General features: G+C 41.7%; 7 protein-coding genes. 1 reads left to right on the top strand and 6 read right to left on the bottom strand.

Going from position 1 to position 12,474, the window contains the following annotated elements; genetic code table 11:
- Nucleotides 1-6: 6 nt before the first annotated feature.
- Together pepE and purL are read right to left on the bottom strand one after the other, a co-directional pair.
- Nucleotides 7-708 (bottom strand): dipeptidase PepE, encoded by a 702-nt coding sequence (gene pepE / locus H9X96_RS13140; protein WP_187666735.1) that lies wholly within the window; start codon nt 706-708, stop codon nt 7-9.
- Between the two features lie 101 nt (nt 709-809).
- Entirely contained in the window at nt 810-4,475 is a 3,666-nt protein-coding gene (purL, locus tag H9X96_RS13135) for a phosphoribosylformylglycinamidine synthase (protein ID WP_187667021.1), read from the bottom strand.
- A 395-nt stretch (nt 4,476-4,870) separates the two neighbouring features.
- On the opposite strand from purL, the gene H9X96_RS13130 reads away from it, so the two are divergent.
- Nucleotides 4,871-6,172: an NRAMP family divalent metal transporter gene (locus tag H9X96_RS13130; protein WP_187666734.1), complete on the top strand. Its 1,302-nt coding sequence runs from the start codon at nt 4,871-4,873 to the stop codon at nt 6,170-6,172.
- 447 nt (nt 6,173-6,619) lie between these two features.
- Here the strand turns inward: H9X96_RS13130 and H9X96_RS13125 are convergent, their stop codons facing one another.
- The 4 genes from H9X96_RS13125 to H9X96_RS13110 all read right to left on the bottom strand — a co-directional run bounded on the left by H9X96_RS13125 (nt 6,620) and on the right by H9X96_RS13110 (nt 12,468).
- Entirely contained in the window at nt 6,620-7,720 is a 1,101-nt protein-coding gene (locus H9X96_RS13125; protein WP_187666733.1) for an AraC family transcriptional regulator, read from the bottom strand.
- A 227-nt stretch (nt 7,721-7,947) separates the two neighbouring features.
- Nucleotides 7,948-8,709 (bottom strand): glucosamine-6-phosphate deaminase, encoded by a 762-nt coding sequence (locus H9X96_RS13120; protein WP_187666732.1) that lies wholly within the window; start codon nt 8,707-8,709, stop codon nt 7,948-7,950.
- Between the two features lie 5 nt (nt 8,710-8,714).
- The gene (gene nagA, locus H9X96_RS13115; protein ID WP_187666731.1) at nt 8,715-9,902 is read right to left on the bottom strand and encodes an N-acetylglucosamine-6-phosphate deacetylase; all 1,188 of its coding nucleotides are present in this window, start codon (nt 9,900-9,902) and stop codon (nt 8,715-8,717) included.
- Nucleotides 9,880-12,468 (bottom strand): family 20 glycosylhydrolase, encoded by a 2,589-nt coding sequence (locus tag H9X96_RS13110; RefSeq protein ID WP_187666730.1) that lies wholly within the window; start codon nt 12,466-12,468, stop codon nt 9,880-9,882. The genes nagA and H9X96_RS13110 overlap by 23 nt, the downstream gene beginning before the upstream one ends.
- Nucleotides 12,469-12,474 lie beyond the last annotated feature (6 nt).

Raw genomic sequence — 12,474 nt, 5'->3', positions numbered from 1 at the left:
ATTTTATCAGAATTTCAATGGCGATCCAGACGGTAATTCATAAGGCGCTGTACCGGCTAGAAAAATTCTGGAGTTTTTACTGCCTGCTGTGGTGATCGTCTCTCCTTTTACACGAATCCAACTCCCCTCACGAAGTCCAACTACAGGCGTATCATTGCATACATGAAATTCTTTGATTCTCATTTCCCTGGTTTCGCCATTGTGCGTACTTGTTGGGTCAGGATCCAGATAATGGGCATTGATGTTAAAAGGAATCAGGCCCATCGTTGTAAAATCCGAAGGATAAACAATGGGCATATCATTGGTGTTTTTCATATTGACACCTCCGATATTACTACCTGCACTGGTTCCTAAGTAAGGAATCCCAGTTTCTACCTTTTGCTTTAGTACTTCCATCAGGTTTAAATTGTGCAGCTGCTGTACAAGTAAAAAGGTATTTCCACCGCCTGTAAAAAAGCCTTCTGCCTCCGCGATTGCGACATCCGGCTCAGGAAAAGTATGTAATCCACGAACGTTAATCCCGATAGTGGCAAAAGTTTCCCTTACCTTTTCGGTATAGTCGTCATGACTGATACCTCCCGGACGGGCAAAAGGAATAAATATGATCTCGGAAACACCGGCAAAAAATGCCGACAATTCCGGCAATAGATAAGCAAGATATTCCTCTCCATACAAGGTAGAGGTACTCGCCAGCAGGACATTTTTCATAACCATGTTTTTTTTTTAAGCATTGCTAAAGTAGGAATCTGCTTTCGTATAAACGAAAAAACGCCTCCCAATTTGAATCGGGAGGCGTTTTAAAAATTTGCTTATTTAGATTTGCTTTCCAGCCATAGTCTGGCGTTTACAAAAGCTTCCATCCATGGCGTTACTTCGTCTTTACGTCCTTTCGGATAGTTAGCCCAATGCCATTGGAACAATGAACGTTCAATATGCGGCATCATCACCAGGTGCCTTCCAGATTTGTCACACATCATTGCAGTGTTGTAATCAGAACCGTTTGGATTGGCAGGATAGCTTTCGTAAGCATATTTCGCTACGATACCATACTGATCTTCTGCATACGGCAATTGGAATTTACCTTCACCATGTGAAACCCAAACGCCTAATGTACTTCCGGCAAGGCTGGATAACATCACAGAATTGTTTTCTTGTATGGTTAATGAAGTAAAGATACTTTCATGCTTCTGACTGTCATTGTGCAGCATTTTAGGTTTTTCTTCATGATCTTTATTGATCAATCCTAATTCCACAAACAGCTGACAACCGTTACAGATACCTACTGAAAGTGTATCCTCACGTTTAAAGAAGTTTTCTAAAGCTACTCTTGCTTTCTCATTGTATAAGAATGCACCAGCCCAGCCTTTTGCAGAACCCAATACGTCTGAGTTAGAGAAACCTCCAACTGCACCGATAAACTGGATGTCTTCTAAAGTCTCACGGCCAGAGATTAAATCTGTCATGTGTACATCTTTCACGTCGAAACCTGCAAGGTACATGGCATTTGCCAATTCACGCTCAGAGTTACTTCCTTTTTCCCTCAATACCGCCGCTTTTGGTCTTGGTTTGCTCGCATCAAAAGAAGGTTTTTTACCGTCAAACTGTAATGGGAAAGTATAGTTTAATACGTGGTTTTTGTAGTGATCAAAACGTTCTTTTGCTTTAACAGCACCTGCTTGTTTTTGATCTAACAGGTAAGAAGTTTTGAACCATACATCACGAAGGTGATCGATATCAAAGCTATGGCTGCCTGCTCCATTCTTCACCGTTAATACCGGCTCAGATTTCACGATACCAATTTTATGGTAAGCCACACCTGCTTCTGCTAATAATCCTTCTACGGATGGATCAGCCTGGAATACGATACCAATATTTTCTGCGAACAGCACTTTAATCAGGTCATCATTGCTCAATTCAGAAAGGTCGATGGCTGCACCAAGGTCTCTGTCTGCAAAGCAAAGTTCTAAAAGGGTCGTGATTAAACCACCGCTGCCGATGTCATGACCAGCCTGGATTTTACCAGTTTTGATCAATTCCTGAACTGTATTGAATGTATTTTTAAACTGAGCAGCATCTGTTACATCCGGAGTTTCATGACCAATTTTGTTCATGATCTGTGCGAAAGAAGATCCCCCTAATTTATACGTATCATTTGAAAGGTTGATGTAGTAGATAGAACCACCATCTTTCTGAAGAACAGGCTCTACTACTGCGGTAATGTCATCACAATGACCACCTGCAGAAATGATCACCGTACCTGGAGCGATGACTTCTCCGTCTGGATATTTCTGTTTCATCGATAAGGAATCCTTACCTGTAGGAATGTTAATACCTAATTCGATTGCAAATTCCGAACATGCTTTCACCGCGTCATATAGACGTGCATCTTCACCTTCGTTTTTACAAGCCCACATCCAGTTGGCAGAAAGCGAAACGCTATCCAATCCATCTTTTAATGGTGCCCAAACGATGTTAGAAAGAGATTCGGCAATCGCATTGCGGCTACCTGCAGCAGGATCAATCAAAGCAGAGATTGGTGCGTGACCAATTGAAGTCGCGATACCGTCTTTCCCCTGATAATCCAATGCCATTACACCACAGTTATTTAAGGGCAATTGTAACGGACCAGCACATTGCTGTTTAGCCACTTTACCACCTACGCAACGGTCAACTTTATTTGTTAACCAATCTTTCGAGGCTACTGCTTCCAATTGCAATACCTGCTCAAGGTAGGTATCCAATTGATTGATATCATAAGTAACAGGCTCATATTTCCTGTCGATAGTCGTATCTTCCATCACCACCTTTGGCGAGCTGCCAAACATATCTTTTAGCGCTAAATCCATTGGTTTTAGGCCAGTAGTTTTAGAAGCGAAAGTAAAGCGGTGATCGCCGGTTACTTCACCAACAGTATACATTGGGCTGCGTTCACGATCTGCAATTTTATGTAGAATATCGATGCTTTCTGCACCAATCACCAATCCCATACGTTCCTGAGATTCGTTTCCAATGATTTCTTTCGCAGAAAGTGTAGGATCTCCAACTGGAAGCTGATCCAGGTCGATCAATCCACCTGTTTCTTCAACTAGTTCAGACAGACAGTTTAAGTGTCCACCAGCACCATGATCATGGATAGAAACGATTGCGTTTACGTCGCTTTCTACCATACCACGAACGGTATTGGCTGCTCTTTTCTGCATTTCTGGGTTAGAGCGCTGAATTGCATTTAATTCAATGCTGGAACCTAATGCGCCAGTATCTGCAGAAGAAACGGCAGCACCCCCCATACCAATGCGGTAGTTTTCGCCACCTAAGATGACAATTTTATCACCTGTAGCTGGTTTATGTTTTAATGCCTGATCGGCTTTGCCGTAGCCTACGCCACCTGCAAGCATGATCACTTTATCATAACCTAATCTTCTGCCTTCTTCTTCATGCTCGAAAGTAAGCACAGAACCGGTGATCAGTGGCTGTCCGAATTTATTACCAAAGTCAGAAGCTCCGTTAGAAGCTTTGATCAGAATGTCCATTGGTGTTTGGTATAACCATTTTCTTTCCTCAACACCAGCTTCCCATGGGCGATTTTCTTCTAATCTCGACAAGGCAGTCATGTATACTGCAGTACCTGCAAGCGGCAATGATCCTTGTCCACCAGCCAGTCTGTCTCTGATTTCTCCACCAGCACCAGTTGCAGCACCATTAAATGGTTCTACAGTAGTTGGGAAGTTATGTGTTTCCGCTTTGATTGAAATTACGGATTCGAAATCTTTTACCTGGTAATAATCAGGTACATCTGCTCTTTTTGGAGCGAATTGCTGTACTACCGGACCTTTTACGAAGGCAACGTTATCTTTATACGCAGAAACAATTCCGTTAGGGTGTGCTTCTGAAGTATGGCGAATCATTTTGAATAGAGAATAAGGTTTTTCTTCTCCGTCGATTACAAATCTTCCGTTGAAGATTTTATGGCGACAGTGCTCAGAGTTTACTTGAGAGAAACCGAATACTTCTGAATCTGTTAACTTACGACCTAGATTTTCAGCCAATTGGTTTAAGTAATTTACTTCTTCCTCGCTCAATGACAATCCTTCCTGCTTGTTGTAAGCAGCAATATCGGAGATTTCCAGAATCGCTTCTGGCTGAACATTAGTCGTAAATACATCCTGACCTAGTCCTTCATATTTTTGAAACAACATGTGATCATAATCCGAAGCATCAGCAGTTACCGTTTCGAATTCCTCAATACGAACGATCCCATGAAGGTCCATATTTTGGGTAATCTCTACCGCGTTTGTGCTCCATGGGGTTACCATTGCTGCCCTTGGGCCAACAAAGAAACCATTTAAGGAAGTTTCAGTTTTAACTTTCGCGCCTCCAAACAGCCAACTTAATTTTGAAATATCAGCTGGTGTCAGGCTCCGGTTTACTTGCAAGACATAAATCTTGGCAGATGGGGTTTCGAAGAAAAAGATCATATTCATAAAGTGCTGCAAAGATACTTTAAAAAGTAATAATGATGCAATTGAAAATGACTAAAATAACAACAAACATCGGACAAAAACAGGCAGATTGCCTGAGTGATGACCGATAAAATATCCAAATGTTCAGTTGAGCAGTATGAGTTTCAGCAAAGAATGTGCTTTATGGTTGTGAAGCTTTAGCTGAGCGGTAGTAGGGGGCTGGTAGGGCCTTGTAGGGCCCAAAACCCTTCTAAACCTTATTCAAGGGAGCAGAAGTCCTGTTCCAAAACCTAAGTTCATAGGATCACATCATCCACATCAATATAAAAGAACAGCTGCATAGAAAGCTCGGATATTAATAAATTAGCTAGTATATTTAGTTAGTTATATCAGATTAACTTTTTTCTAAAATGGCCTTAAAACACAGTGCAAAGTTCCGTATCAGAAAAATCAAAAAATTCTTTAGCCTTTTAGGGCCAGGACTCACTACAGGCGCTGCGGATGATGACCCATCAGGTATCGCTACCTATTCCCAAACCGGGGCACAATTTGGATACGCGCAACTGTGGACTGCATTGTATATGCTCCCATTCATGACCGCTGTTCAGGAGGCCTGTGCCAGAATAGGATTGGTGACCGGAAAAGGCATTGCTGCCGTCATTAAAGAACATTATAGCCGCAAAGTGCTCTATTCGGTAGTTGGACTAGTTGTAGTGGCCAATACCATTAATATTGGTGCAGATATTGGTGCGATGGCCGCGGCAGCACAACTGTTAGTTCCTGTAGATTTTGTGGTGCTGACCTTCTTTTTTACGGCGACCATTCTGATCCTTGAAATTTTCACCAGCTACAAGGCTTACTCGAAGATCTTAAAATGGCTGGCACTCGCCTTACTCGCCTATCCGATCACTGCATTCATGATTGATCAGCCATGGGGAACTGTGTTAAAAGCGACTGTGATTCCACATTTTGAATTTTCATTTGATTTCCTGTTTATCATCACGGGCGTGTTTGGAACCACCATTACCCCTTATATGTTTTTCTGGCAAGCTTCGCAGGAAGTCGAAGAAGAAAAAGCCAAAGGACTTTTCAGAGCTGGAAAACCGAGAATTGGCTGGCCAAACATTCATGCCATGCGTAAAGATAATAATGTAGGTATGGTGATCTCGGAATTTACCACCTGGTGTATCCTATTAGTAGGCGCTACTGTATTACATGGCAGCGGGATCACCGACGTGAAAAATGCAGCGGATGCAGCCAAAGCACTCGAACCCTTAGTACACTCTTTTCCAAATTCCGGTTATCTGGCCAAATTAATCTTCTCCATAGGTATCATTGGACTTGGATTATTAGCAGTCCCTGTGCTCTCAGGATCCGCAGCTTATGCCGTTGCCGAAGCGTTCGACTGGAATGCCAGTCTTAATCTTAAACTCAAAAAAGCACATGGCTTTTACGGTGTGATCATTATCTCCACATTCATTGGTTTATTCATCAATTTCATAGGAATAGATCCGGTAAAAGCCTTGGTGTATACGGCTGTAATTAATGGTATAGCAGCTGTACCCCTACTGTATCTGATTGTGAAAATTGCGGCAAGTGAGGAGATTATGGGAGAATACAAAAGCGGGTGGTTGTCGAAAACATTGCTTTGGGCCACTTTTTTCATCATGGGTGCCGCAGCAGTCGCTTTATTCTTTACGATATGGCATTAAGTGTAGAATAGCGGATGTATCCTGATAGGTAATTTGATGCTTCATCACCTATGCCAAGATCACAATTATTAAAGTATTAGCAGCAGTAGCCCTAATCGCGTAAGGGCTACCTGCTACCTGAGAGTCAGCGTTTGCTGTTGTTCTAAAGCTTGCGGAAGTCGTTAGATTCGCCTATTATCACCATTGAACAAATCGGGATAACAGGCAATTTATACGGGCATTGCGACACTGTGTATTTTATATAACCTGAGGTTTTGCATTCAAGAAAAATAGCGATAAGGAGATGCAAAAGAGTAACGTACTTTTCATATAGAGCTGATTAATTTAGAATAAAGGAAAAATGAATACTCCTATTATTGACAAATGTACGCTCAGATCATTATGAACGCCCTAAAAATACCCGAATCTTCCTGCAACCATTCAATAGTTATAGAAAAATAAGGGGTTTTATGATACGAGCTGCTGCGAAAAGAAGGCTTTAGGCATCAAGCCTGTCTCTTTTTTAAAGGCATTATAGAAAGTCGTCAGACTCTTAAATCCCGATTCGTAAGCTATTGCCTCAATGGTCATCCTATCCGATTTAAGAGGATATTGCCTGATAAAAAAAGTAATCCGATAGCCATTAATCCAGTCGCGGAAATTTTTATCGAAAGAGCTATTAATTACATAGGAACAGTGGTGCACTGGAATATTGAGTTCATTGGCTAAATCAACTATTTGGAAGTCGGACTGGAGATAGGGTCTTTTGCTTTCCATAAAAGATTTCATTGAATCGACATAGCTGATTAACTGATCGGGTAAAATCGTTGTTTTTTTTGGTACTGCTGTACTTTTAGGCAGCTCAGGATCATTTATACTCACTTTATCATCTGTATTATCTTTATCATGATCCAGGTCTACCGCCACAAAAAGGTATCCGTAAAATAATTTAGGCTGGTGCAGGATAAATATAATAATCATCAAAAGCACCGTACAATTGATCAAAATAAAAGAGGCCTTAAATAAAGGGGCTTCTAAGTCCAATGTTAGCAAAGGTATAAAGCTGATCAGCTGGAAGAAAGTAGCTACCCTCAGAAAAAAGAAAATCCAGTTTCTCGCACCAGTATCCATTTTTTCAATCCGCACTTTTGATCTAAATACGGTAATCCAAGTGGCAGTCAGATAGGTTAGCAATAAGAATGGCCTCCCCAGGTAATAAAACCAGCCTGGAAATAAACCACTTCGTTCAGTCACAAAAAGCTGTTTGTTCTGGTCAATCTCATTGGCGATAGACTCCCACCTGACCACCGAAGAAACAGGTAAAGGCAGCACATGTATGAAGGCTAAAAGAGCAGGAACAAAGTAAAGCCATTCAAATTTACGAAGTCGGTTGCGACCACTGATGAAAGTGGTTACATACAAATAGAAACAGGCTGGAGCAGCATAATAAATTGGCGTAAACAGCTGGTAGAAATAGGGGAAAATAGCACCATCACCAGAATTAACAAGCAAAAAGATCAGCACCTGACCGAACCTCGAAATAAAAATAACTGAGAGTAAACGATTCAACACTTTTACTCCCCGTTTTGCGAAAAACAGGTGTAATGAAAGTAAGAGCAGGAAAAAACAACTTATACTTGAAAAAAAGCTCAAAACCCCCATATTTGATCCTGCAAGATAGATGTTTTATTTTAAATGAATAAAACATTTTCTGAAAGCCTGCAAGAATCAAATTTTGGTATTAATGCGAACGCATCATTTTTATACTCCGGAGTTAAACTTTATTTACATGGCTACTATCGTATATATCTGCTGCTGTCCAGATCCAGAAAAAGTACTGCTTCAGGATGATTTCGTAATGCTGTAGATGGAAAATTGCTGGAAATTGGCTTGGTTAAAGTATTGAGCACAGCGGTTGCTTTTGCAGATCCTGGCACCACACAATTGATCACTTTTGCACTGATTAGCGTAGGAATTGTTAGCGTTAATGCCTGAGTAGGCACTTCTTCCAAACTCGCGAAACAACCGTCATTTACTTGCTGCTGTCTGCAGGGCAAATCCAGTGTCACCACCTTTACTACTTCCGGATCACTAAAATTGGCAACAGGAGGATCATTAAAAGCCAGATGTCCATTTTCACCTATCCCCATACAAACGATATCAATCGGATGATTTTCAAGTAAGGTGGAATAACGTTTACATTCTGACTGAATATCCGCAACATTCCCATCCAGATAGTGAACAGATTTAAAATTGAACTGATCAAATAGGCGTTTTTTTAAAAAATTCCCAAATCTTTGAGGCGCATTTTCATTCAGGCTGATGTATTCGTCCATGTGAAAAGCATTTACCTGCTCCCATTTGATCGGCTCATAAAAAAGAGCAGCCAAAAATTCATTTTGTGATGGAGCTGCCGCGAATACGATATTAACCTCCCCCTTATTTTTCAAAACAGCATCAATCTCTTTGGCCAGTCTGCTGGCTGCTGCATCCCCCATTAATTTCCTTGACTCGTAAATCCTAACTTTAGGGCCACTTAAATCTTTTTCTAACACCATTCGCTTTAAATTAATTTTTCATATATACTTTTTCCAGCCACCATCGTTCGCAAAATATTTACCTCCTCATCGAAAATAACGATATCCGCATCCTTTCCTGCCACCAGTGATCCTTTTCGATCGCCTATCCCGATGATATTTGCAGGCGTAAGGGAAGCCATTTTAACTGCATCTTCCAAAGTTGCATCAGCCATAGTCACCATATTTCTCACCAACCTATCCATCGTAGCCACACTACCTGCAAAGGCAGTCCTGTCTTTTAGTTTAGCCACGTTATCCTCTACAATCACCTCCAGACCATCGCGTCGGCTACCAAGAATACTTGGCCCTGGCGGCATCCCCGATGCGCGCATCGCATCAGTAACCAACGCAGTTCGGTCTGCCCCTTTTATTTTGAGTACCAGCTTGAGTAATGGCGGAGGAAGATGAATCCCATCTGCAATGATTTCGACTGTCATCGCATCCAGCAGATAGGCACTTTCAATTACTCCTGCATAACGGTAGGCATTTCGCCTCGAGACCCCCGACATACAGGAATAAAAGTGTGTAGCATGACTAAAACCTTTTTCAAATGCTGGCAATACTTCTTCATAAATCGCATTGGTGTGTGCAATGGATGGTAAAATACCTCTTTCGGTAAGGTATTGCGCAAATTCCAGCGCCCCTGTAAGCTCCGGTGCAGCGCTCCAGCGTTTAATAGACTTGGAACTGGCAATGATCTCCTGATATTCTGCCGGAACCGGCGCTCTAATATATCTTGGGTCTTGTGCTCCTCGCTGTTCCATGGAGAAATACGGTCCCTCAATGTGTATCCCTATAAACTCTGCACCCTTAACATTTCTGGCATTGGCAGTTTCATATACACTTAAAGTATCCATTAAATCCTGATGCTCACTACTTAAAGTGGTTGGCATGAGAGCTGTTGTACCGTGTTTGGCGTGTAGTGCTGCAATGGCTAAATAGCCCTCAGGCTCGTTATCCATAAAATCGTGACCTCCCCCACCATGAACATGCAAATCAATAAATCCAGGTGCAATATAATTGCCCATTGCATTTATTTCCAGTGCATTTTCAACAGGAACATCAGCAGTGCTTACTTCCAATATCTTTCCTCCTTCGATAATGATACACCCCCCATTAATCGTACGATGGGGAGTAATTATTTTACCATTATATATCTTGATCTTTTCCATTTTCTTCTGTGTCATTTTTCGCAACTTCCCCTCCTCTTCCGATCTCATTGAATGCGCGGAAGCGAAGTCCTTTTAAGTGGGGAACTGGTTGTTGATAGCGTTTACTTTTTACAGTTGGAGTGGATCCGTCTGTAGTATAGTAAATTTTAAATCCGGGAACATCGGTATTGGCAGAAACCATTCCATCCCGCAGCATAATTGCTGGCGTAGGTATCCTGTATTCAAAGCCTCCGGCATAATGATCCAGGCGGTTCAGCTCCCGTCTAACAGATGAACTGAACTTATACCAGTCGCGCTCATACAACTGCTTCGCTTTTAAAGTATCTTGCATCGTTGCCCAAGCTGGTGTGGAAGCCCATGCTCTTTCAGACAAAGCAAGAAGCCTTGGCAAATACATGTATTCTAATCGCTCTGCTGTTTTTACGGTTTCTGTCCATAAAAGTCCTTGAATACCATATATATTCTGCTGACCAACTTCCGTTAATGGCTCAAATTGTTGGAGCATGGATTTAGGCAATGGCCTATTCACGTAATCCGTATGCTGATTTTTCAGATAATCAAAAGGGATAAATTTATAAGCTTGTTCCAAATTGATAAAGCCGCCCCAATTGAATCCTGGTTCCTCAAACTCGCGGACATAGGCCATGTCAAAATAGAAATTGGTTACAAATGAGAGGATCACCTTATATCCTGAATTTGCCAGTCTGTAAGCCAGATCTTCATTGCCCGACATGTTATTCCATACATTCACATGAAAGTTTCTGTCGAGGAATAAAGGATTGGGCTGCCATTTTTTTCCTCCTGGAAGGGTTGACTTCCTTAATGCGGTTTCCTCCCATCCAGAAAGGTATAGTTTTCTTTTATCCAGCATATCTGCAAGGCGACCGAAAAAATAATCCCAGAGATCAGCAGCATTTTTTACTTCCGAATGCTTTGCTTTGAATGCATCCACAGAAGGAGATGCGGTCCACACCCCTGCAGGCACTTCATCGCCACCATAATGTATAGTCTGCAATGGCGCGCCGGCCAGTTTATACATCTCAATTATTTCATCAGTAACAGTTTCCAGGAAATTGTATACCGAGGGCATAGATACATCCATCACATGGTCATTCCATTGCTGTACCGAACGATAAACAGAAGAATCCGCCATATCTCTAAGCAGATATTGTTTTGCCTTTAGGGTATCACCCGATTTTACAATTTTATTGTATCTGGCCTGCATGGAAACGATCGCCGCACGGGCATGACCAGGTGTTTCAATTTCCGGGATGATATTGATGTGTCTTCTTGCTGCATATTTTAGAATCTCCATAAAGTCTGCCCTTGAATAATAGCCGCTTCCTGAGGATTGCCCGGCAATTGGACCCGATCCATAGGCAGGCATTAAACTTTCCTGTTCATTTAATCCATGTCCACGGTTCGCACCCACGCTGGTCAGTTCGGGCAAAGCATTAATCTGTAATCTCCAGCCTTCATCGTCATTCAGATGGAGGTGAAGCGTAGTGAATTTATATAAAGACAGCAAATCAATCAACTTCATCACTTCTTCTTTAGCCTGAAAATTTCTCGCTACATCCAGCATAATTGCCCTAAATCCAAATGCAGGACGATCCTCTACTGCCACACATTTTACCAGTAATGCCTTGTTTTTCCCCCGACCAGCATAAGCTGAAGGATCCAGCATCACTTTTAATGATTGAATACCATAATGGATTTCCCTGGGGCCTTTAGCAGAAATGACAATGCCAGATGGAGTTACTTTTAAAGTATATCCATCTCTTTTGATCGAAGCATCTCTTTTAAGTGTAATTGTTCCTGTTTTTTTAGGATGATTAGAGATGAAAGGTCTTTTTCCAGTTAGCAATTTCAACTCATCAGCAAACAATTGAGCTTCATTGTTGAACTCAGGATCCGACACCAAAGTAACGGTATGGTCCAATTTAAAATGGCCTGGTGTTTCTGTGTAAGAAAGCGGCGCTGGAAATATTTTTGGCGGACTGCTGTTTTCAGTTTTCCCACGTTCGTTCAATAGGTAATGCTGCCCCTGGCTTAACTCCTTATCTCCAGCAAACCTGTCCATTTTACGCTGATCCTTCGGACTGGATATTTTAACATCGTTTAAAGGAATACCAACACCCGAGGCATTGTCCCATACTAAGTAAAACCCTTCAGGCGCATCACTGCTATTTACTACCCATGAATTGGAAATAAACTGTTGTTCCAGGCTTTCTCCAGAACCAACAGCATTAAGGTCCTTGCCTGGAGAAATGTAGTAAAGGCCACCATTTACATGATTTACTTTTAACTTTTCCGTTCCGGATACAGTGCTTACTCTTTTTCCGAGGTTAAAATAAATTTTCCAGCCCGTTTTTGGAAAGGGTTGCTTGCCATGGTTTCTAATGCCAATTGAAAAAAGTGTCTGATCTTTACCCAGGTAATGATTTTCATAAACATGCCAATAAACTTCCAGCTGATCTGGTGTAGGATACTGCTGCTTAGCGGCATGGCTGGCTGTTCCAAAAAACAGCATCAGCAATAGGTAGCTATAAAATATTTTATACAATTTTCT

Source organism: Pedobacter sp. N36a, from assembly GCF_014472395.1.
In the GTDB taxonomy this organism is placed as follows: domain Bacteria; phylum Bacteroidota; class Bacteroidia; order Sphingobacteriales; family Sphingobacteriaceae; genus Pedobacter.
Note: the sequence above shows the minus strand (reverse complement) of the source record. Positions and strands in the feature narration are given on the sequence as shown.